Genomic DNA, 22,754 nt, shown 5'->3' on the forward strand with positions numbered 1-22,754 from the left:
TCTCTGGACTGTTAATGACGTTTCCACTAGCTTTTTAATGATTAAATTCTATGAAAACTTATTCAAACTTGATAACCTGGAAGCGGGAGATGTTGCTATAGCCCTTAACCAAGCTCAAAAATGGCTGCGAAATCTGACCATTGAGGGATTAGACAGATTTTTGGAGGAACACAAACCCCAGATTGAAAAAGTCCTTGCTCAACTAAGAGTAGGACAACGAAAAAATATTGAGGAATCTTTGAAACTAATTAAGCAACGTCAACCCTTACCTTTTGCAAATCCCTACTACTGGGCTGGATTTACAGCTTCCGGACGTTAAGCACCAGATCCAGGTACTTTACAAAACTTTTTCGCACCCAGTTTAAACACGCATATACTAAGTGCAGTCGCAGTACCGAGAGGAATGCCTGCACTAGCTGCCAACGGTTCTATAATTGGAGCAATTAATCCAGATTCTAATGCTTGTCTGACTTCCTCTTGACAGATAAATTGGCGGCATTTTTCCAACCAATCATTTAATCCTCTATCTGCTTCCTGTGCAGTTTCCCGCATAACCAGCAGTGGAACGGCATCGTCTAAATAGCCTTCACACTCTTCTATAGTATCCAAAGCTACTAAAGCCTGGGGATTATCCGCCAACTGGCTGCGAAACTGACTAATTTCTTCTGGTGTAACGGTAATCATTTAATAGTTTTAACCAGTAAATAAATATCCGAACTCTTCAGCAATTATAGATCTAATGCTTAATCTAGAAATGTGGCGATGGCGATGCGGAAGCCGCCACCTCCGGTGATCGCACTCGTACCAAATCCGGATCTAATACCCCCTTTATTATTTAGTCCGCGTAGGCGGACTTTGTTTGTGTAGCCGCGATTTCTAATCGCCTGGGTTAAAAGGGGGTTATAAAAGCCGATTTAGTATCACACAACATCAACAGTAGGAATAAGTAGTTGGACAGAATTAATTACACAATGTCATTGCGAATGGAGCGAAGCGGAATGAAGCAATCCCAAAGTCTCTGCGATTGCTTCACTTCGTTCGCAATGACAACTACTCCCTTCCCGGTGTAAGATTACCTATGTTCTTTTTGATTTTCTTGGTGTCCTTGGCGTCTTGGCGGTTCGTTAAATTAGGTATTCTTCTGGCGGGAAGGGAGTAACCAGCCGGACATGATATTAACTTTCCTCCAACAACCGTTGCAACGCCACCCTCATTTCTTCAGGAGTCGTCGTTGTGGTGCCAAACTGTCGCACCACAATACTAGCTGCCAAATTACCTAAAACTGCAGCTTCCCAAGCTGACGCCCCAACAGTTAAACCTAAAGTTAACGCCGCCACTACAGTATCTCCAGCACCTGTGACATCAAACACCTTCGTCCGATTAAAAGCTGGGATGTGAAATGCGCTAGCCTCGCGGTTAAACATACTCATCCCTTGCTCACCACGGGTAATCAGTATATGTTGCGCTTGCGTCAACGCCAGCAAATCTTGTCCTGCTTGAGTCAAAGTTGCTTCATCAGTAATTGCATAACCAACAGCAAGTTCTGCTTCCGGCAAATTTGGAGTAAACAATGTTCCTCCACGATACCGTTCCAGATGTTTTTGAGCATCCACAATAGTTCGAGAAGCAGACAGTGCTGCTGAAATCACGGGCTGAGTTAGAGTTCCATCCCCGTAGTCAGAACAGACAACAGCATCTACGGAATTAATTTGTTCTTTAATATATTGAGATATCTGAACTTGTAAATCTAAGTCTGGCAAATCATCGGATTTTCGGTCTAAGCGAACAATCTGCTGTGTCACCGATTGACGAGAATGACCAGAAATCCGCGTTTTGGTTACTGTTGGGCGACTGGAGTCAACAAAAACGCCATCAGTATTGATTCCCGCAGCTTCCAGAAGACTACGTAGCGCCTTTCCTTGTTCATCTTTGCCCAATAGCCCTACTGCCAAAACTTTTGCTCCCAGTTGGGCAAAGTTGTAAATCGCATTGGCCCCACCTCCTGGTACTTGCTTGGTGGTTTCATGGCGCAGGATCAACACTGGTGCTTCCCGAGAAACTCTTTCCACTTGACCAGTGAGAAACTCGTCTAAAGTTAAATCTCCGATAACCAGTACCCGTGCAGAAGCGAATTTTTCCAATAAAAAGAACAAGCGGTCAGCCGAAGCACGCAGTAAGATGGCAAAATCAGGGTCTAAAGACATAAAGCACAAGAATATTCAACACACAAGCCAATGATTCTACAACCCAAACTCAGGAAATGGCGAGATGAGAAGTGATATCATGTCTGGCTATATTCTTGACGACCACGGGTGCGATTAACGTTCCCGCAAAATATGAAAACAGAAAAACCACAAATAATTTTTTGTGGCTACTAGACAAAAAGGAGTAGTAATTAGATCTATGTTTCAATATAAGGGGTATACAGGTGAACTTGAAATTGATATAGAAAGTGGAATGCTTTCTGGACGAGTGATTGATATTAAAGACGTTGTGTCTTTTAAAGGAAAAACTGTGGAAGAAACTCGTCAAGCTTTTGAGGAATCTGTAGATGATTACTTAGAATTTTGCGCTGAATTAGGAGAAGAACCAGATAAGCCTTTCTCAGGTAAACTTCCTTTTCGCACATCTCCTGAGCATCACCGAAAAATTTTTATAGCTTCTAGAAAGGTTGGAAAGAGTATTAATGCATGGATGGATGAAACATTAGTCAAAGCGGCTGAAGAAATCATTCACGCTTGAGATAAAAGGTAAAAACAGTGTATGAGTGTGGGAAAAGAGTGATTTCGCATTAACTTTTCCCTCCCTCTCTCCCTTTCTCCCTCCTTCTACTCCCGCCACTGCACTTGAACAAAATACGCCTGTCGTCCCCAAAGGTCACGGGTATGTGTGATATTTTCAATTTTGAGGTTAAAGGGAATGGAAGTTGTCAGGTAACGCTGTGCTAAAGCACCAATGTCAGGAGCGAGTTCAGCAGCTGTTGTCGTCGCGACTCCCAAACCTATCAGTTGCTCAATTAGTCCTCGCGGTAGCAGCAGATGCATCCCCACTGCTAGCCCTGCTGTCAGCAGCATTTCTACTGATACATTTGTCCCACAACGGGGGTGTACAGCTAAGTCCCATTCTCCGTTGGTGAGGCGATGTAGAGCGAGTGTGACTGCACGTCGCAAATCGCTGATATTAACTTCACCATAGAGGTAAAATCCACGCTCCGTGGACAAACCGCCCAAGAGTTCGTTGTCAACTTGGAAATTACTTGGTCTTGGTCTTCCTTTGGAAGCTTGGACGTTTTTTGATGCACTCAGAAGCCAAACTGTAGCGTGTTCTAGAGCATGAACCTGACGCAGCATTAAAATTTCTTTTAATCCAGGCAAAAACGACAGCTGTCTGAGTAAATCAGCATCTTGTGTGGGCTGAGGTACTGTAAAATCAGAATTGAAAAAGTTATAGAAAGACAAGCTACCTTTAGCAGAAGCGAAAGTATTCATTGCTACACTGCTTCCTAAGCTAATAAACCAATAGAGATTTCTTTTTAATGTAGCGTTTTAGCCTGGAGATAGTTGCTAAATTTTGTTTACTATTTGGTTTACTTTGATTGACTAAAGGCAAAATCTTTATAAGGACAGATAGCAACGGCAAGGTTCTTCCATTTAAAAGCCAAGAAAGCTTGGTTTCTCTGCTCTGGTGGACAAACTTAAAAAAGAGCAAAGTTGCGCTTTCTGCCGCGCTTTTCGTGTCCTTATGTATACAGTTGGAATAATCTGAGGAAATACAACCTCTACCCAAGACAACATAGTCGAGTACTCTGTGGTGCTTGATTTTGAGAGGTTTACACTTATACGTTAAGTTGTGAGGAGAACAATAAGTAACCAGTCAAAATGAGCTTGGCAGTATACTAGCAGTTTATCTATTCTTTTTGCTCAGGCAGAGGCAAAGTACAGCAATTAACATCATTCAGGCAGACTTTGCCCCATTGCAAAGCCCAGCGGACAAGAGCCACTCGGTTGTCGGTACCTGTTTTGGTGAGAATATTGCTGATATGATTATCAACTGTACGCTTGCTTATTTCTAATTTACCTGCAATCTCTTGGTTAGTTAAGCCAGCGGCCACTAAGTCGATAATTTGCAGTTCTCTGTCTGACAGACTAACGGGGGTCTGAGACTCGCCACCAGCCATAGAGTTACTTTATCCTCCTTGGTATATGTACTCAATCGCTCTATCCCATTCTAGAAGATTCTTTTGTAGGTAGATGTTTCAAGTGTAAGCATAAATACTATTTTTCTTTGAGAGTTGGGTTTACAGAGTAGAGCAGAAGATAGAAAAAGTTCAAGATTGTAAACTGGAAATTATAAGGACGCTATCCTTGCTCCCCCACACCATTACACTTCACCTCATCCCAAATCAGTTATTTATAAGTAATATTTATAAAATTTCCATTAACAATAATAGAAATAATACTGATGGCAAATAAGCAGTGCTCACCATCGTTAATGGCTAAATTGATTCATAGAAATTGCTATTTCATTGTATGAACGACTGCCGACATAGTGACACAAATTATTGTAGATTTTATACTGGCAATTCCTAATCCAAAATCTGAAATTCAATGAGTAATCCTCGTGTTTTGTGCCTGGGTGAAATTTTATTCGACCGTTTAGCTGATCAACTGGGGCGAAAGCTAGAAGAAGTTGAGTCATGGACTGCCTACCCTGGAGGAGCACCAGCTAACGTCGCCTGTGCTTTGGTGAAGCTGGGGACACCAGTGGCATTTATTGGCACCTTGGGTGAAGATGCACCAGGTCATGAATTGGTAGAATTGTTAGAAAAAATAGGTGTGGATACAACTGGAGTACAGCGTCATCCTACAGCACCAACGCGACAAGTGAATGTTGTGCGTTCTCTTGAGGGCGATCGCACTTTTGCTGGATTTAAAGATTATGAAACTACAGAATTTGCTGATACGCGTCTCAAAGCCGATCAAATACCGCAGGAGTTATTTCAAGCAGCAGATTTTCTGGCTTTAGGTACTCTGGGACTAGCGTATCCTGAAAGTGGGCAAGCAATTCACCGCGCACTTCAAATGGCAGAGCAATATGATGTCAAAATTTTGCTTGATGTCAACTGGCGTCCAGTATTTTGGACAAATCCTGACATCGCTCCACAAAAAATTCAAGAATTATTTAAGCATATAGACTTTATCAAACTTTCAAAAGAAGAAGCCGAATGGCTATTTGACACCGCAGATCCTGGGGCAATTACTTATCGCCTCGATACCGTTGAAGGTGTGCTGGTGACAGATGGAGAAAACGGTTGTGCCTACTGCCTTGGCGAAAACGAAGGCAAATTACCTGCTTTTTCCCTCCCCGTTGTTGATACAACAGGTGCAGGGGATAGCTTTGTGGCTGGCTTCATCCACCAGTTGCTCACTCATGGAATTCAAAGCTTAAACGACTCAGAAACCGCGAGAAGAATCGTGACATATGCAAGTGCAACGGGGGCATTAACGACAATGAAACCAGGGGCGATCGCCTCTCAACCCACCGCAGATGAAGTAGAAGCTTTTTTGGCTTCGCATCAAGTTTAGGGGGTAGCACAGCTAACTGGAATAACAGTACAACAAGAAGGCGGGAAGAAAATCTTCACCGCCTTTTGCCCAGCAAAGCCGAGCCAAAAAGGTGAGAGTCATGTCAAAAACAGACTGTGCTGTAGAAAAGGCAATCTTAAAAAGCTTTAATCGTCAATCTCTACTCTCCAACGACGATTCGTTTTGGAACGGTATCCGCTTCCAGTTCACTCAAAGCAGGAGCGCAAGTGCATTGCCAGATGAGATTCTCTTTCCAGAGAATGCGATTCATATTTATACAGATATGCCCTCTGGGTACGTTCTTGAAGCACGAATTAATGGACGGTGCCAAAAAAGCTCTCTTGTCACGGGTCATAGTCTCATCATTCCACGCGGCACAGCTTATTGGCAATCAGACAACCACAAAAGCCAAGGCATAACCTTAGGTTTGAATTTCAGCTTTCTTGAACGCACTCTCTCTGAATCGATTGACTTAGGTTGTCTGAAACTGCATCCTCAATTTCCGACGTTTGATCCACTTATTTATCAAATTGGGCTAGCGCTCAAAGCTGAACTAGAACATAATCCGCATTCTAGCCGCTTATATGCAGAATCTGCCGCGACGTTTCTTGCTACCCATCTTTTCCACCATTACGCCCAAGGCAAACAAAAGGAGCTAATCACAACAAGTGGCTTGCCTAAGTACAAATTACAACAGGTCATTGATTACATCCATGCCAACCTTGAGTGTAATATTGGCTTGACTGAATTGGCTGACTTGGCTCAAATGAGTCTGTCTCACTTCTCTCGATTATTCAAACAATCAACCGGATACTCTCCTCATCAGTTTGTCATTAAGTGTCGCGTCGAGCGTGCTCGTGAACTCCTTCTCAAAGGTGAGTTGTCAATCGCGGATATCACTTATAAAGTCGGCTTTGCCAATCAGGGACATTTAACCAGTCATTTTAAGCGCCTGCTTGGAGTCACACCTAAAGTCGTTCGAGGTAAATAGCACAAACGTGTAAAAAAAGCAAAAACTTGTAAGACCAAATAAGAGTGTGATCGCTACTTTAGAAATCAGGACGCGCCGCAAGTGTCATATCTTGCTTGGTCTTACAAACTACGAGTTAAAGAATCATGATACCTGCACTCCCGTCCTAGAAGTAACAAAACGAGAAAGCTCTCAAGGAGAGATACTCTTATGGCGATAAAATTTACTGGCGGTTGTCTATGCGGATCTGTCCGCTACGAATGTTCCGCCGAACCCATTGCGATGGGAAATTGCCACTGTCGCGATTGTCAACGGGCGACAGGAAGTGCATATGCCTCCGGGCTTCTCGTCCCGCGAAGTGCAGTCACCATCACCGGAGATGTGAAATACTATGACGTGATTGGTGATAGCGGAAGCATTGTTGGTCGAGGCTTTTGCCCAAACTGCGGTTCCCGATTATTTAGCAAACCCCCAATCCCTGAGCTTCTGGGCATTTTGGCAGGGAGTCTTGATGACCCAAGTTGGTTCCAACCTGCGATGGATTTTTACACAGCTAGTGCCCAACCCTGGGATTACATGAACCCAGATCTACCCAAGTTCGACAAGATGCCAGTGATGCAGCAGAGTCTCTGAAGAAACACAGGGGTATAGGGATGTAAGGGTGTAAGGGTGTAGGGGTGTAGGGGTCTAAGGGAAAAGGTATTTCTTTCATTCGTCGCGGGTGGTGCGCCGCCAGTGCACCTGCTCTGAAGAAACACAGGGGTATAGGGGTGTGAGGATGTAGGAGAGTTGGGGAAGTTGGGGTGAGGGAAAAAGGTGTTTTTGTCAGCTGAAATGCTAAGCGTCAAGAACGCACGCTACGCTAAAAGCATAACGAAAACTATACTTTGAAAACATCCTCTTAAAAGAACTACTCTATGACTGTAAAAATCCAGACCGAAAAAGGCTTTCTTACGGCAAGCAATAGTATCAAGACAAATCAAGAAACAGAAAACGAAAAAGTTCTATGTTCTCATTGTCAGCGTACCGCTACAAACGGAATTAAATGTAAAGGGATGTGTGTAGCTGACAATGACTACTAACATAATGATTGACAAAAAACACTTTTTATGAAAATCTCACGAATGATTACAGAGTCACCCGTTACTAACTTTTCTTCAATTTTTTTCTAGAAATGACCTCTAAAGAATGAATTTTTCAGAAGAGTCTCAAGCTAAGCTTAGGGTCAGATAATGCCATCAAAAAATTAGGCTGAAAACTGTTTGGCTAAGCACCCAATTGGGGAGTCACGCAAAAAAACTGTTTCTAGTAAATAGTTACAGATTAGCCGAAATAGAACATCAATCAGCCGCTAGGAGGAGGGTTTTATGATCGTTGTCCATCATCTCAACAACTCGCGATCGCAGCGCGTACTATGGCTGCTCGAAGAATTAGGTATCGAATACGAAATCAAATACTATGAACGCGATGCAAACACAATGCTAGCACCAGCGTCGCTGCGCCAAATCCATCCACTCGGCAAGTCACCAGTGATCACAGATGCAGATCTGACAATCGCTGAGTCAGGTGCCATTATCGAATACATAGTGGATCGCTACGGCAATGGTCGGTTAGTCCCGGGATCAGGTACGTCGGAGCGTCTGCGCTACACGTATTGGTTGCATTACGCCGAAGGCTCTGCAATGCCACTGCTGGTAATGAACTTAATTTTCAACAAGTTTGGCACAGGGGACAGCGCCGCTCAAGACGCGTTCATCGCCCCTCAGATTAAGCTTCACTTTGATTATATAGAAGGCGAGCTGCGTAAGAGTACATGGTTTGCAGGCGAAGAATTCACCGCCGCTGATATCCAAATGAGCTTTCCTCTCGAAATGCTCGCCCAACTTCCTGAACAGGTTGATAACCGACCAAAAATTAAGGAATTTGTCGAGCACATCCATGAGCGCCCCGCTTATAAACGCGCCCTTGAACGTGGAGCTTGACTAGGTACCCATAAACTTTGTTGAACCTGCTCAAAGTTCAGCAATTCAAATAATTTTTTTCGTTGCATTATATCGTCTGTATCTGTATACTAAGAAGAATGCCGAAAACCAAGGCTAAACTTTCGCCCTTTGCAAACCACAGTCGATTCAAAACTAGCTAGCCTGTAAAAAGGTCGAACGAAATACCACGATTCGTTAAATTAGCTGAAAATAACGGTTGAACAATGGCTAAAAGCTTCAATCTTTTGGTTGTTTGTTTGAAAAATAGGGTGGGCTACACCCGAATTTACGCTTGTGGACAAGAAGGAGCCGACTCCCTTGGTAGAAGCAAGAAGCAAACCCTCTAAAGGAAACTTTAGTTGAATGGCTAGCTTTAAATAAGTTTGGTCAAGTTTTGTATAGCAGGTGCATACGTGCTAACAGCATTCAATAGTTGATGATCTTTGACACTCCCAGGCGTAAACGCACTGGGATTCTAAGAAATATCCTACTAATTTTTATAACCTTGCAGCACAGATAGCAGCACCTATGAGTCCTACTTCTTGATTTAGAACAACATACACGGGTATATCTTCAAGCAGGTGACGCATCCTACCTTTTTGAGTGAAATTGAGCATGAATCTGTCTTCTTGAATCAAAGGCAGTATTTTAGGAGCAATTCCACCAGCAATATACAAACCACCGTAGGGTAGAAGTTTGAGGGCAAGATTACCTGCTTCTGCACCGTAAGCTTCTACAAATAACTGCATCGTTTGTTCCGAAAGGGGATCGCTTTTCTCTAATGCTGCTTTCCCAATCACAGCACCGGGATCGACGCTTTTTTCTTGTCTTCCTGCTTCTTGTTCCCAGGTTCTGACGATTTGGGCAATTTCTGGTGATTCAGCAGCAATTTTGCGGTCTCGTAAAAATTGATAAATTGCTAGAACTCCCATCCCAGAAACGACTCGTTCTACAGAAACCCGTTGGATATCATGTTTATCCAGCAGGTATTTCAAAAGCTGAAACTCCAACTCGGTACGGGGGGCAAAGTCAACGTGTCCACCTTCAGAAGCAAAAACTTGATAGTTCTCTCCCTGCTTAATTAAAAATCCTTGTCCCAAACCAGTACCAGCACCAATAATGGCAATAGGGGCTTCGGGGTTAAGTTTGCCAGCCTGTAAAGTTAGCAGATCTTGGTTGTCTAAACCCAAAACACCATAACCAACAGCGGCAAAGTCGTTGATGAGAGTTACATGAGATATACCGAGTTCTTGTTGTAAACGTTCGCTATCAAGGAACCAAACTAAATTAGTCAGCTTCGCGGTATTTTGCACCACTGGTCCTGCAATGGCAAAACACGCTTTTTCTGGAGTTTGTGTGTTAGCCTTGAGCAAGAACTGTTGTACCATTGGTACCAAATCGGGAAAATCTCCACTACGGTACCGTTCCTCACAGATAGTCTGTAATGAAGGCTTTTGTGATGTTTCAACCAATCGTAAGATGGTTTTCGTGCCGCCGATGTCTCCTGCCAATAGTAATGTCATGTGAGTTGTTGTTAATTAAACCGAATGACTTCTTCTACCTGAGTTAAATGGGAGGTATCTCCCTTTAGTTCTAGCAACCACTCTGGGTGTTGACGCACAACTTTTACTAAGGAACATAGGGAAGCCTTCACTTCCGTTCTGGCAATTTCACCTACTAAGCCTATTGTCGCCCCCAATACCGATGCACCATGTCCCACTAAAAGAATATCTTCTGGGGAGAATTCTGTCGTTAGGCATCTAGCAGTTTGTCCCGAACGTTCCTGCATTTTTTCGTAAGTTTCTGGGTAATTTACTGCAATGCGGGAAGTGTAGCTGGTGTCTATTCTGGGGAATAATTCTGCTAACACTCGGGTTGAGAGTCGCTGTGGTTCTTCTGTCATCCAGACGATATTCAGCCATTCGCTTAAGCCTGTTTCTAGCTTGATTGGCAAATCAAGAACTTCTGCCACAGCATTTGCTGTTTGTACCGTCCGCAGGAAGGGCGAAGCGAAAATATGGGCAATGTTTTCTCCCTTCAGGCGCTTAGCTAACTGTTGCGCCTGCACCATACCATCTTCAGACAGTGGTGGATCGTAGCGTCGTTCTGCTGTGAGAAACCAATCAGGGTTAACAAAGTCGAGACGGTTGGCATGTCTTGCGATCCAAACTATTTGATTCATAGTATGATATGGCGTTTTTGCTAGAGTAAAGCCTGTAGCTCCACGTATGCAGCCTTTCAGCGTAGGCTGTCAGTTAAATAATATTACAAAGTGTGTAATTTCTCCCTGATCTTGCTCCAAAGATAAGTAAGCTGGCTAAAAAAATTCAATTGTATAAACAAATGTAAAATCACTTTCCGGGTGCGTTGTCACGCAGCACAACGCACCTTATGCAGCCGTTGATGGGTTAGCTTGAAAATAGCAGAGAGTAGGAATCAGTTTTGATGTACGCAATTCATGAGAGCTACTTACACAATAAAGCAAAGTGCGCGTATCACCTCAAACCAATCATCTGTCTCGAAGAGAACTGATTGTTCGCCTTGTAGTTTTGCTCCTGGATAAAAGGAATTTTCGTAAGCATCGGGTGGATGCTTGTATTCCACTTCAAGCTTAAAATTCTCAGGTAAGGGTTTCACCCCAATTTGATGTTGATGCTGCAATGCGCTTTCTACACCTGCTTGAATTTGCTTAACGGCTTCCTCAGGATGAATTCCCCATACAGACTCACCAATTCCCTTCTTGGTAGTCACTGTTTCGATGTTTGTGTCATAAACTTTTACAGCTTCACACACAGCAGAATCTCCAGACACAAATACGACAGGAACTTTTTCATACGCCGCAGTCATCGCTACTAAATGGAACTCGGCTATGGGTTGATCATTCAGCAGAATACAGTTTAATTCTTCACTCAAAGTATGCCCAAGAGGATTCTTTCCAGATCCAGATCGTGAGTGGTAGCCAATCAAAACTAATGCAGTAAAGCTGCTATTTAACTCTTGAACCATGCTGTAGGGATGACCACTCCATCCTCTAATAAGTTGTGCTGGTAATGGTAATCGATAGGGATCAAGATTTCTACCTGTGTCATGGGCATCCTTAACAATAATCTCAGTTGCACCAGCAGCTGTTGCCCCTTCGCATGCTGCAATGACTTCACGGGTCATTTGCTCTTGAAAGATATCGTATTCTTGTTTACCCAGGGTCGCTTCATCCCAGTGACTGATTCCAGCTATTCCTTCGATATCTGCGCTGATATAGATTTTCATAGGGTCTGTTAATTGCCATCTTAATTGATTGTTGTCTACTCTCAAGAAACATAGGGAACAGGGAACGCTTAACAGGGAACAGGGAAGAAGGGAAACAGTGTTTTTTTCATTCGTAGCGGGTTGCAATGCCACCTATTATCAATGAAACAAACACGTCTTTCCCCTACACCCCTATACCCCTACACCCTTACACTCTTACACCCTCTACTCAGCAATCCGGGCAGGAGAACCCACCCAAGAGGAACTAGCAGGTAGGGATTCGCCTTTCATGAGCATGGACAGGTTGCCTAGGCTGGAATCGGGTTCCATGACAGTATCGTAGAGAACGATCGCACCACTGCCTACCGAACAGCGATCGCCAATAGTCACAGTTGATATCTTCATCACACGGTCTTCAAACAGGTGGGTTTGCAAACCACAATTACTATTGAGTGCCACATCATTCCCAACCTCTATTGTGTCAAATTCGGTGATATCGGTGGTATCGGTGTAAACCTGTCTACCAATTTTACAACCCATTAAGCGCAAATACCAGTTAATAAAGGGAGTGCCTCGCAGCATATCCACCAGTAACGGAACTGCCAGGGTTTCATGGATACAAGTAACTAGTTCCGAGCGAAACACGAAATTCGACCACAAGGGACGTTCTGTCGATTTATACCGACCGATGATTAGCCATTTAGCAATGATGGTGATCGCCGTGGCTGCCAGTCCAAAGCCGAGATAGAGGAACGGCAATATGAGTATCAATGCTGATTCATCCCAATCATCGTTCAGCCTAATCATTGTATCAATAAGTACTGAACTTAGAACGACGATGCAGCTAAGAGGGAACAGCACTCGAACTGCCTCAAAGCTCATGCGTTGCACCACCAGACTAATCGGTGGCTTGTAAGTCGATTGTACTGAAAAACCCTGGACAATTTGCCGTTGTGGTAGGTTAATGGCTGGGGAACCGAACCAGGAGGTATCAGGTTTAGCAACTAAGCTTTTATCGGCGGGAGGAACAGACATACAGCCAATGAGGGTGTCATCGCCAATGATCACGCCTGCTGGTAATAAAGCACTGTTACCAATGAAAGCACGCTTACCAATCCGTGTCGATTCCAAAGACATCCGTCCACGCTCAACTCTGGGTACACCCATAATCACACCATCTGCAATAAAGCTTTCATCGTCGATTGTGACTAAATCAGGAACCACAGAGGATGGTGTAGAGATTTCTGTCCGCCATCCTAGCTTTGCTCCCAGCAGGCGATACCAAGGTAGCAGATACAGCGTAGCGTAAAGCGGACGAATAATATCGAGGCTTAATGCCATCAACTTATCAACATACCACAATCTTACGTAACGATGACTGTCTAACCGACATGATCCCGGTTTAACACGTCCAACGATTAACCACTTGAGTGCGGCAATTTGTAATGCCATCAAGATGACAAACGATAAGGCTATTATTGGTGAAAACAGCAGCCAATTGTGCTGATCACTGATGGAGTACATTTGCTCGACTCCAGGAAGAATTGGCAGAAGTTCCAAAATCGGTAGCGTCAACAATAAAATTGCCTGGAGAGTGCCGAAATAAATTCGTCGCAGTCGCGCAGGACGCGATATCATTTTGCTTTCGTTGATTCCCACGGGAGCAGCAGGAGAACCAGCCCAAACTTCCCTTGCTGGAATCCGTTGTAGCGGTGGCAGCATTGATAAATCTTCCAGACTGGCATTTTCTTCCATGATTGTGTTTCCGCTTAGTACAGCACTAGCACCGACAAAACAACGATTGCCAATCTTAATCGAACCAATTTCCAGCCAACCCTGTTCCACCGTAGCATTTAGCAATCGTGCTTCGTAGCCAAGGCTACTATCTGCACCGATACTTACCAAGTCAGGAACATCGATATTAACCGAATTCAGGTAAACATTAGTTCCAATTTTAGCTCCCAGCAGTTGGTAGTAGATATTGAGCAACGGAGTACCACTCAACAAGTGCGATGGTGTAATCGATAGCAAGTTTTTGACAAACCACCAGCGCAAGTAAAAACTGCCCCAAAGCGGATATTTTCCTGGTTTGACTCGTCCCAAAAGCAACCACTTCGCAACAATGGAGAACCCAAGCATCAAGGGAATGATCCCTGCCAAAGCAGCGATGGACAAGAAAGCGGACTGAAGATTGCTGGCGTCGTTCTCTTGCGTCCAACTGTACGTCAGATAAGGCAGCAACCACTGTAAGGCAAAGCAAAATAGAATGACTATTAGTCCTAATGCTTGAACGGTTACGCTCCTCAGGTAGCGTTTGCGACTCGTACGATGGAAGGGGAGAGGGGCAGTTGGAACGTTTGGCAAAGCTGTTTGTTGCGTCAACCGGGCTGCTAATCCAGCAATGGTAGGGCATTGATAGACATCAAGCATGGAGACGTGACTAAACTCAGGTTGCTCTCGCAGTTGAGACACTAAGCTGGCAGCCAAAAGTGAGTGTCCTCCCAAGTCGAGGAAGAAGTCATCCTTTATAGAAATTTGGGCGTTTGGAAAGAGCTGTTGCCAGATGTTGGCGATACGCGTAGCGTCAAGCCTCTGGCTTATCGCGGACTCCTCCTTTGATAAGCTAAGGGGCAGCGTCTGATCACTGCCATGCTGACGTTGCATCCTTTGGGTTGGCGCAGGCAGCTTTGAGCGGTCTGCCTTACCGTTGGGTAGCGTGGGAATGGTGTCCAAAATTTCGATGAATGCAGGCACCATGTAGCTGGGTAGGCGGCTGCGTAGCGACGTGTACAGGCAATTTTTCAAATCTTTGGGATCAGCAACGTTGACGCGCAATGTGATGTATGCTGCCAACTCTTGTACTGCGTTAGATACAAGCGAAACAATAGCGTTTTCGACTTCTGGATTTTCCAGTAAAACCGCTTCGATTTCTGTAAGTTCGATGCGGTAGCCACGTATCTTTACTTGATGATCGATGCGACCAAGATATTCAATCTCCGAGTTGGAGGTGAATCGACCTAAGTCGCCAGTTCGATACATTCTGGCGTTTGAGGAATTCTGCTCAAACGGATCGAGGACAAACTTGGCAGCGGTAGCCTCCGGAAGGTTGATATAGCCCTGTGCCACCCCAATCCCACTGATACAAATTTCCCCTGATTCTCCTGGTGGAACCGGATGCATATTCTCATCAAGGATATAAACCTTGTATGTTGGTAGCGGTCTACCGATGGTCACTGGTAAGTCTGGCTGCATCTCGGTCCAGGTTGCAGTAATCGTTGTCTCGGTGGGACCATAGGTATTGAGCATCCGGCAACCTGGTTTGCTCCAGCGGTTTACTAAGTCACGCGGGCAAGCTTCACCGCCAACGATTAAAAGGCGCACAGAAGGCAGATCACAATCTATTGTTGCCAGCAGTGTAGGTACACAACTTAGCACTGTGACTTCTTGCTCTTTGAGAAAAACAGCTAGATCCGATCCCACGAGCTGGTAATTGCCTGGAGCGGCAATTAAGGTCGCACCAACACTGAAAGTTACCCAGATTTGCTCTATTGAGAAATCAAAGGCAATGGTTATTCCTTGATAAACCCGATCCTGTTGAGTGACTTTGTAAATTGGTGTGCAAAATGTGAAGTAGTTGCAAATGTTGGAATGATTAACAGCAACACCCTTGGGGCGACCGGTTGAACCTGAGGTGTAGATGATGTAGCAAAGTTCGTCTGCGGTGTCCGCAATTGCAATACGGTTTGCTGGCCCAATGGCGATCGCTGCTGCTACAGCATCAAGCAACAAGACTTCACAGCACGCTCCGGCAGTTATGTCAACAAACTGACTGGTTGTTACCAACAAATTGAGGGAGGCATTTTCAGCAATGAAGGCAATCCTGTCTTGGGGAAAAGACGGGTCAAGCGGTACAAAGGCAGCACCACACTTTAGTATTGCCAGCAGTGTCACATAAGTGTTAACAGAGCGTTCGAGCAAAATACCAACTCTGTTCCCTGAACTGATACCTCTACGCAAAAGGTAATGAGCTAACTGATTCGCTCGTGCGTCAAGTTCAGCGTAACTAAGACGTTCCGTATCGCAGATAAGAGCAATGGCGTCGGGGTTAGCATCACATCGTCTTTCAAAAAAGTAGTGAAGACGTTGTGGCGGTATTTCTAGCTGATAAGACTGAGCATTTATAGAATCAATTGTTTCGGAATAGTGTTGCGTGTTACTACAATATTTATTTTCCATTACACTCCTCGGAAAATTGCTAATACGCTTCTGTGACTGGCTTCTGTGGTGCATTGCTTAACTCAAAAAGCAGCCAGTTTCTACGGTTCAAGGAAATGTGGAGATAGTTATAGTTAAGAACTTGAAGCAAAGTATATCATAATCAACGATTTTTGTTTGAAAAGTCTGCGCTCATTTCAAGTAACTAATCAAGTTAAACCTAACCTTTATGAAATTTGTATAACAAAGGTGTTTTGCTGTTTTTTTTAAGCTCCCGACCTTCCAAAAGATTTGCTGCTACGTTCATGCATCTTCAAATCTTAAAATTTTATTTAAAATCAAGTATTTGTAGACAGCTATATTGTAGGCAGCACCAAAAAGCTAGGTACGCTTAAACTGCTTGCTATCTTTTCTTTAGGAAGATATTGCAATAGATAGCAATGTGTAGGAAAAAACAGCTTATATACACTACTTCAGAAGTTTAATCGTTTTGTGTGGCGAGAGAATGGCAATAAAATGGCAATGTTGTGACAAGAAAAACACAGTATTAATACTCACTTGCAGTGCATCACAACTTGTTATGAAAATCCATCAGTATCTGCCTACGCTAACCTACAATTTTCTTAACTCAACCGTATTGAGTTAGGAGGAAATAGAACACGAGGAAATGCGAGGTCTTGATAATATGGTGTTGACAACGATCGCAAGCACAACATCTGGATCAATTGGTTTGGCTATGTGATGTAGAAATCCTGCTGCGATTGCGCAAAGCGCAGACGCAATCATGCGTATCGCTCGCTGTTGATCGAGTTCTGCCGCATAAGCAGTCAGGGCGATTGCCGGAACTTGTCCACCTTGCTCAACCGGAAGGGCACGAATTTGGCGCATCAGCATGTAGCCATCCATCTCTGGCATTCCAATATCGCTGACGACGATATCGGGAATTGATTGGGAAAAAGCTTGGAGTGCATCAATTCCAGATCCAACGGTTGTAACGATCGCATTTGCTTGCTCTAAAATAAAAGCGATGAACTGCCGCGAATCTGCCTCATCATCAACTACTAAGATGCGAATGCCGCTCAAGTCGCTTGTATTAGGTGATAATTGCTGTGGAGTAGGTAGTTCATTTAACTGGGGAGCAAGCGGAATTTGAACAGTAAAGGTGGCTCCTTGTCCTTCACCGGGACTGTCTACTGTGACAGTTCCACCGTGCATCTCAACAATTTGCCGCACAATCGCCAATCCTAACCCCAACCCGCCAAACTTGCGCGTTGTTGCTCCATCTTGTTGGCGCAAATGCTCAAACACATACGGCAGAAAGTCAGAACTAATTCCTTTTCCGGTGTCTCTGACTTGGATTTGGGCATGGGTTCCCACTTGGGCTAACTCAACGGCAATTTGTCCGCCTGGAGGAGTAAATTTCACTGCATTGCTTAAGAGATTCCACACCACTTGCTGCAATCGTCCCGCATCGCCGTTGACTGTGCCGACTGCGTCCGGGATGGTTGTTTGAATGTGCAGCGACTTTGCTTCTGCGGCTAATCGAACCGTTTCGAGGGCGGCACAGATCACCGCTTTAACATCAACGGGTGTTATTGTCAAGCTCAACTTACCCTGCAGAATTCGGGAGACGTCAAGGAGATCGTCAATCAGCTGCACCTGCAATTTGGCGTTGCGATGAATCGTCTCAAGGGCATGAGCGGTTTTTGCAGGATTGAGTTTACCCTGTTGCAAAAGTTTTGACCATCCCAGAATTGGATTAAGCGGTGTACGTAATTCGTGGGAGAGGACTGCCAAAAATTCGTCTTTGATACGGTTTGCTCGTTCAGCTTCTGCTCTTGCTTGTTGTTCTTGAGCAAGGATACGATCTCGTTCAATGTCAAATTGAATGCGATCTGCCGAAGGCAGCAGCGAAGCTATCGCTAATATCCCGTGAAATACCCAGAAGTCGTTCTGGCTGTCCGGTGGAATCTAGAATCGGTGAAACCATCACTTCCCACCATTTCGGAATTCCATCGGCGGTAGGACAGTAACCTTGAAATCGACCTACTCCGCCCGATAACGCTGCTGCGATCGCAGCTTGTGCTGCTTGTCGGTCCTCGCCTTGCCAAAATTCTATCCAATCGCTGTTAACATAACAGCTAAAGTCACAAATTTTTAGTAAACGCTGCCCACCTGAATTTATGTAAAGTATCTTCCCATCTAAGTCGAGTACTTTGATACACTCGTAGCTGCTCTCCAAAATTTTCCGATTCAATTCTTCGCTTTCACGCAGTAACGCATCTGCTTGCTTACGTTCGGTAAAGTCAACCACCACTCCTATCAATCGGGACGGGAGGTTGTGTGCATCTCGGTAAACGCTACCCTTCGCCCAAATCCAACGAAGTTCTCCATCCGAGCGGATAATTCTGCATTCAAAATCCCAATCTGCCCAAGTTGAGAGCGTGTGCTGGAACTTTTGAGCAACAGATGCTCGATCATCAGGGTGAACGTATGTTAAGAAGATTTCGTAGTTCCATTCTGGCAGCAGCGACTCATAACCAAAAATTTGGTCGTGTCTGAGCGATCGCCTCGCGGTGTAGGGTTGTCTCGTCAAATCTAGATCCCACTCGCCAATCTGGGAAGAGTCGAGCACAAACCGTAATCGCGCTTCACTTTCTCGCAGGGCAGCTTGAGCTTGTTTTCGAGCAGTGATGTCCATTGACATACCTATCATACGCTCTGGATTGCCTGTTTTGTCATAAAGTGAACAACCCCGTATCAGTGCCCAGTGAATACTAGCATCGTCCCAAACAGTGCGGTACTCCACATCGTAATCAGTGCGATTAACGATTGAGTCTTGTATTGCTGCTTGCACCCAAGCCCGATCATCTGGATGAATCCGTTCCATCAGAACCTGGTGCGAAAACTCAGCTGAAAGTGGAACACCAAAGTTCACTTTGCATTGGTTAGAAACAGACAAAACGTTTGTCTTGAGATCAAGTTGCCAAGAGCCAAGCTTACTGGTTTGTAGTGCCAGTCTCAGCTGTTGTTCGCTTTCTCCCAAGGCAGCTTCGACGCGCTTGCGTTCAGTAATGTCAACTAGCCAGCCATCCCATGCACTTCCATCTGAGGTTAACTCTGCACTGGATCGGCCCTGAATCCACTTGAGTTGCCCCGACGGGGTGATCACGCGTCCCACCCAATCCCACGGCAGAAAGTGCTTGATTGCATAAGCAACCGATGCTTGAAAGGAGGCTAAGTCTTCTGGGTGGATCAACCTCCAAATTGAATTAGCATCTCGGAGCGCGGTTTATGGCTCTACTTCAAACAAGTCGCAGCAGCCATAATTAACGAAGACAAAGCGATCTGAACCATCTACACCAGGAACATAACGATACACCATCCCTGGCATGTTACTGAGCAGGGTTTGAACTCGGTCTTGAGTTTCATGCAGCAATTTCTCTGTTTGCTGTCGCTCTAATTCTGTCGCAATCCGTACAGCAAAGATTGTCAGGAGTGATTCAGTTAATGCGTTCGCGGTAGCGTGCCGGAGGCATCTCGCCTCTAAGGGTTTGTTGTCCATCACACCCAGCAACCCAAGTGGAACACCTGTCGAGTCGAAGAAGGGAATTGCGGCATAGCTTTCCACCTGAAATGGAGCCAACAGGGGGGCGTCCGGGAACAGCTGCTGCACATTGCGGGGATAACAGCACAGCTTGCGTTGCTGGATAACTTCTTGGCAAGGGGTGTCGCGCAGCAAATACTCGAAGTTTTCTGCGATGCGTCCATCTGCACAAACTGCGATGACGTCAATCGCCTCTGGCTCACGGTTTGCTAACAACCCAATGTAAGTATACTTCACGCCTAACGCCTTGCTCAGATGTTGCACGAGCGAGTAGAGAAACATTTCTCCTACGTTTGCAGCAACACCAGCAGAGACGTCGGTCAACGCTGCATTCGTTTGAGCCACTTTCCGAGCAGACAGCCGTAATTCCAGTTGCGTCATCACTTGACGACTTAAGATGCGTAAGCCATTGATTTGCTCTTCACTCATCTGGCGTGGAGTAAAGTCCAGCACACACAGCGTTCCAACAACATAGCCATCCGAGGTAATCAGGGGAACGCCTGCATAGAAACGGACATCCTGTTGACAGACTGCTGGATTTGTGGTAAACTGCGGGTCTGCCTGCGTATCTGGAATAATTAACGAGTCCCCATTTTGCACAACAGCAGGACAAAATCCCACACTCAACGGCGATTCCGTCATTTTGTCTCCAACACTCGACTTAAACCACTGGCGGTCAGCATCCACAAAGGTAATCAGCGCCACTGGAGTTTGGCAAATCTGAGCTGCTAATTGCGTCAGATCATCAAACGCAGCTTCCGGCAGAGTATCCAGGATATCGTACCGACGCAGTGCTGCCAACCGGTTTGTGTCAGTAATGGGGAGAGGGAGTCTTGGCAAAGAGTCTTCAGGCAACATTTAGTTCTAGGGGAACTCGTGAAAAAATCAAGATTTGAAAATCGACAACTGGCTGGTGTGAGTCATGATCATGAAAGCTTTCTGTAAAGAATTATGAACTACCCAGGCTCTAGTTAGTTTCATCAACCCAAATAAGCCTTTTTCACTCGCTCATCGATGATTAATTCCGAAGCTGCACCTGACAGGGTCATACAACCAGCTTCTAATACATAACCACGGTCTGCAATTTGTAGGGCAAGGTTAGCGTTTTGTTCAACTAAAAGGATAGTAACACCTGTCGCACGCAAATTCTCAATAATACTGAAAATTTCACGAACAATTGTAGGAGCTAAACCTAAGCTAGGCTCATCTAAAAGCAAAAGTTTCGGTTGACTCATTAAAGCACGGGCTATGGCTAACATTTGTTGTTCACCACCACTAAGAGTTCCTGCAAGTTGACTACGTCTTTGTGCTAAACGTGGGAACATATCAAATTGGTACTGAATATCATTTCTGACCTCTGTTTGATTGGGACGAATATAAGCACCTAATAGTAAATTATCTAAAACTGTTTGCCGAGCTAATACTCTTCTTCCTTCAGGACAGTGGGCAATACCTAATTGTACAACTTCATGAGGTTGGCGACGGGTAATGTTACGTCCATTGTAGATAATTGTACCATGACGAGGATTAACTATTTTGGAAATAGCCCGGAGAGTTGTCGTTTTGCCAGCACCATTAGCACCTATGAGGGTAACGACCTCACCATTGTTCACAAATAAGTTAATATTTTGTAGAGCTTCAATGCCCCCATAGTTAACAAAAAGATCTTTTATTTCTAATATCTTGAAATCTGGTTTTTTATTTAATATATCTGTCTTCATTTGTTTACATATGTAGTTATCAATTATCAGTTATCAGTTATCAGTTAAAAATTATTTGATAACTGTTCACTGTTCACTGTTCACTGATTTCTCCTTAATCGTTGCCTAAGTATGCTTCAATGACCGCTGGGTTATTTCTGACAACAGAAGGTTCCCCCAAAGCAATTAGCTGACCAAAATCTAAAACGGCAATACGGTCACACAAATCCATAACTAAAGGGACATGATGCTCAATGATAATTATCGTCAAGTTGAATAGATCACGGAGATTACGAATAAATTTACTCAGTTGTTGCTTTTCACTAGGGTTCATACCAGCCGCAGGTTCATCTAACAGTAAAATTTGCGGTTCTAAGGCAAGAGCACGGGCAATTTCTAGTCGTCTTTGGTCACCGTAGGAGAAGTTTTTGGCTTTTTCGTGGATACGCTCACTCAATCCAACAAGGTCTAGTAATTCTAAAGCTTTTTGCTTACTTTTTTCTTCTTCTCTCGGAGCAGGTGGCAATCCTAGAATACCTTTTATTGTATTGCTATTGATACGGCAGTCGCGCGCGATTCTCACATTTTCTAACGCCGATAGTTCACCAAATAAGCGAATATTTTGAAAGGTTCGTGCAATACCCAAACTTGCAATTTGATGGGGATGCTGTTGAGAAATTTCAGCACCTTGATAAAGTAATTGTCCGCTAGAAGGTGTAATGAAGCCTGTCATTAAATTAAACAGAGTTGTCTTACCAGCACCGTTGGGACCAATCAGTCCAAAGATTTCATACTGGATGATTGTAAAAGAGACATCATTTACCGCCACTAGTCCCCCAAAACGACGAGTGAGGTTTTTCACCTCTAATATTGGTAATCCAAATAAATTTTGATTTGATTTTTTATGAATCATTGCATTTATTTTAATATGTCATTTTTGCGGTTTTTCCCTTTTTTAAATAAGTCTGGATGGACAAGACCTTGAGGAAAAAAGATTGTACCAATAACTATAAGTAATCCAAAGATAATTAATCTACCATCTCGTAGAAATTGCGCAAACCAAGAAGGTAAACCGCTGGTATCTGCTATTGCTCTCAACACTTCTGGCAGAGCTGTAAATACCATACCTCCAACAACTGGACCGAGAAAAGTTCTGGAACCACCAATTAACACAAAAGTTAAGTAGATAATACTCGCATCAAAGGTGCCTTGACGTGCATTCCAAGTGTTGAGAAAGTGAGCGCTCATTGCACCAACCATCCCTGCCAGAATACACCCTAATGTGAATGCCCAAACTTTATAGTAAGTCAGGTTAACTCCCATCGCACTGGCTGCTAATTCATCCTCACGGATAGCGATGAATGCCCTTCCGACTCGGATGCGTTCTAAACGGTAAACCAATACAATGCTGATGAGCAACAATGGCAGGGCAATCCATAAATATTCAAT

The 22,754-nt window shown here is 44.3% G+C and carries 21 protein-coding genes; 7 read left to right on the plus strand and 14 right to left on the minus strand.

Annotated elements, in window-relative coordinates:
* A partial coding sequence (locus tag DP116_RS12600; protein ID WP_169155517.1) for a CHAT domain-containing protein occupies window positions 1-319 on the plus strand: 319 nt, incomplete at its 5' end.
* On the opposite strand, the gene DP116_RS12605 is transcribed toward DP116_RS12600, so the two are convergent.
* A complete protein-coding gene (locus DP116_RS12605; RefSeq protein ID WP_169155518.1) occupies window positions 316-684 on the minus strand; it encodes a hypothetical protein in 369 nt (122 codons plus the stop codon). The two genes, DP116_RS12600 and DP116_RS12605, sit on opposite strands and share 4 nt — an antisense overlap.
* 491 nt (window positions 685-1,175) lie before the next feature.
* Window positions 1,176-2,204 carry a D-glycero-beta-D-manno-heptose-7-phosphate kinase gene (gene rfaE1, locus DP116_RS12610; RefSeq protein WP_169155519.1) on the minus strand — a complete coding sequence of 343 codons (1,029 nt, stop codon included), beginning with the start codon at window positions 2,202-2,204 and terminating at the stop codon, window positions 1,176-1,178.
* 199 nt (window positions 2,205-2,403) lie between these two features.
* Between rfaE1 and DP116_RS12615 the strand changes: the two genes are divergently transcribed.
* On the plus strand, window positions 2,404-2,742 hold the full coding sequence (locus DP116_RS12615) for a type II toxin-antitoxin system HicB family antitoxin (RefSeq protein ID WP_169155534.1): 339 nt from the start codon (window positions 2,404-2,406) through the stop codon (window positions 2,740-2,742).
* Window positions 2,743-2,828: 86 nt separating this feature from the next.
* Here the strand turns inward: DP116_RS12615 and DP116_RS12620 are convergent, their stop codons facing one another.
* The gene (locus tag DP116_RS12620) at window positions 2,829-3,488 is read right to left on the minus strand and encodes a DUF6391 domain-containing protein (RefSeq protein ID WP_169155520.1); all 660 of its coding nucleotides are present in this window, start codon (window positions 3,486-3,488) and stop codon (window positions 2,829-2,831) included.
* A gap of 419 nt (window positions 3,489-3,907) precedes the next feature.
* Window positions 3,908-4,177 carry a photosynthetic electron transport-dependent transcriptional regulator PedR gene (gene pedR / locus DP116_RS12625; RefSeq protein WP_169155521.1) on the minus strand — a complete coding sequence of 90 codons (270 nt, stop codon included), beginning with the start codon at window positions 4,175-4,177 and terminating at the stop codon, window positions 3,908-3,910.
* A gap of 430 nt (window positions 4,178-4,607) precedes the next feature.
* On the opposite strand from pedR, the gene DP116_RS12630 reads away from it, so the two are divergent.
* The 5 genes from DP116_RS12630 to DP116_RS12645 all read left to right on the plus strand — a co-directional run bounded on the left by DP116_RS12630 (window position 4,608) and on the right by DP116_RS12645 (window position 8,537).
* Window positions 4,608-5,585, plus strand: a complete 978-nt coding sequence (locus DP116_RS12630) for a carbohydrate kinase family protein (RefSeq protein ID WP_169155522.1) — start codon at window positions 4,608-4,610, stop codon at window positions 5,583-5,585.
* A gap of 100 nt (window positions 5,586-5,685) precedes the next feature.
* On the plus strand, window positions 5,686-6,576 hold the full coding sequence (locus DP116_RS12635) for an AraC family transcriptional regulator (protein WP_169155523.1): 891 nt from the start codon (window positions 5,686-5,688) through the stop codon (window positions 6,574-6,576).
* A 189-nt stretch (window positions 6,577-6,765) separates the two neighbouring features.
* Window positions 6,766-7,188: a GFA family protein gene (locus DP116_RS12640; RefSeq protein WP_169155524.1), complete on the plus strand. Its 423-nt coding sequence runs from the start codon at window positions 6,766-6,768 to the stop codon at window positions 7,186-7,188.
* Between the two features lie 284 nt (window positions 7,189-7,472).
* Complete coding sequence (locus DP116_RS30870; protein ID WP_500676654.1) at window positions 7,473-7,637, plus strand: DUF8639 family protein; 165 nt, start codon at window positions 7,473-7,475, stop codon at window positions 7,635-7,637.
* 285 nt (window positions 7,638-7,922) lie between these two features.
* Window positions 7,923-8,537, plus strand: coding sequence for a glutathione S-transferase family protein (locus DP116_RS12645; protein ID WP_169155525.1), 615 nt, complete (start codon window positions 7,923-7,925; stop codon window positions 8,535-8,537).
* A 497-nt stretch (window positions 8,538-9,034) separates the two neighbouring features.
* Here DP116_RS12645 and DP116_RS12650 read toward each other — a convergent pair whose 3' ends face one another.
* The 10 genes from DP116_RS12650 to DP116_RS12695 form a co-directional block, all read right to left on the minus strand.
* Entirely contained in the window at window positions 9,035-10,060 is a 1,026-nt protein-coding gene (locus tag DP116_RS12650; RefSeq protein WP_169155526.1) for a glucokinase, read from the minus strand.
* 11 nt (window positions 10,061-10,071) lie between these two features.
* Window positions 10,072-10,719, minus strand: coding sequence for a histidine phosphatase family protein (locus DP116_RS12655; RefSeq protein ID WP_048867420.1), 648 nt, complete (start codon window positions 10,717-10,719; stop codon window positions 10,072-10,074).
* A gap of 287 nt (window positions 10,720-11,006) precedes the next feature.
* Window positions 11,007-11,804, minus strand: a complete 798-nt coding sequence (locus DP116_RS12660; protein WP_169155527.1) for a M55 family metallopeptidase — start codon at window positions 11,802-11,804, stop codon at window positions 11,007-11,009.
* 204 nt (window positions 11,805-12,008) lie between these two features.
* Window positions 12,009-16,019, minus strand: a complete 4,011-nt coding sequence (locus tag DP116_RS12665) for a Pls/PosA family non-ribosomal peptide synthetase (protein ID WP_169155528.1) — start codon at window positions 16,017-16,019, stop codon at window positions 12,009-12,011.
* A gap of 621 nt (window positions 16,020-16,640) precedes the next feature.
* Window positions 16,641-17,795, minus strand: a complete 1,155-nt coding sequence (locus tag DP116_RS12670; protein WP_246275607.1) for a hybrid sensor histidine kinase/response regulator — start codon at window positions 17,793-17,795, stop codon at window positions 16,641-16,643.
* Window positions 17,796-17,877: 82 nt separating this feature from the next.
* Window positions 17,878-19,257 carry a PAS domain-containing protein gene (locus DP116_RS12675; RefSeq protein ID WP_169155529.1) on the minus strand — a complete coding sequence of 460 codons (1,380 nt, stop codon included), beginning with the start codon at window positions 19,255-19,257 and terminating at the stop codon, window positions 17,878-17,880.
* 33 nt (window positions 19,258-19,290) lie between these two features.
* Window positions 19,291-20,463, minus strand: coding sequence for a GAF domain-containing protein (locus DP116_RS12680; protein WP_169155530.1), 1,173 nt, complete (start codon window positions 20,461-20,463; stop codon window positions 19,291-19,293).
* A gap of 122 nt (window positions 20,464-20,585) precedes the next feature.
* Entirely contained in the window at window positions 20,586-21,326 is a 741-nt protein-coding gene (locus DP116_RS12685) for an ABC transporter ATP-binding protein (protein WP_169155531.1), read from the minus strand.
* A gap of 94 nt (window positions 21,327-21,420) precedes the next feature.
* A complete protein-coding gene (locus DP116_RS12690; protein WP_169155532.1) occupies window positions 21,421-22,218 on the minus strand; it encodes an ABC transporter ATP-binding protein in 798 nt (265 codons plus the stop codon).
* A 5-nt stretch (window positions 22,219-22,223) separates the two neighbouring features.
* Window positions 22,224-22,754: branched-chain amino acid ABC transporter permease (locus DP116_RS12695; protein WP_169155533.1), on the minus strand; the 531-nt coding region annotated here is incomplete at its 5' end.

Origin of the sequence: Brasilonema bromeliae SPC951, assembly GCF_012912135.1 — a bacterium.
GTDB classification, from domain to species: Bacteria; Cyanobacteriota; Cyanobacteriia; order Cyanobacteriales; family Nostocaceae; genus Brasilonema; species Brasilonema bromeliae.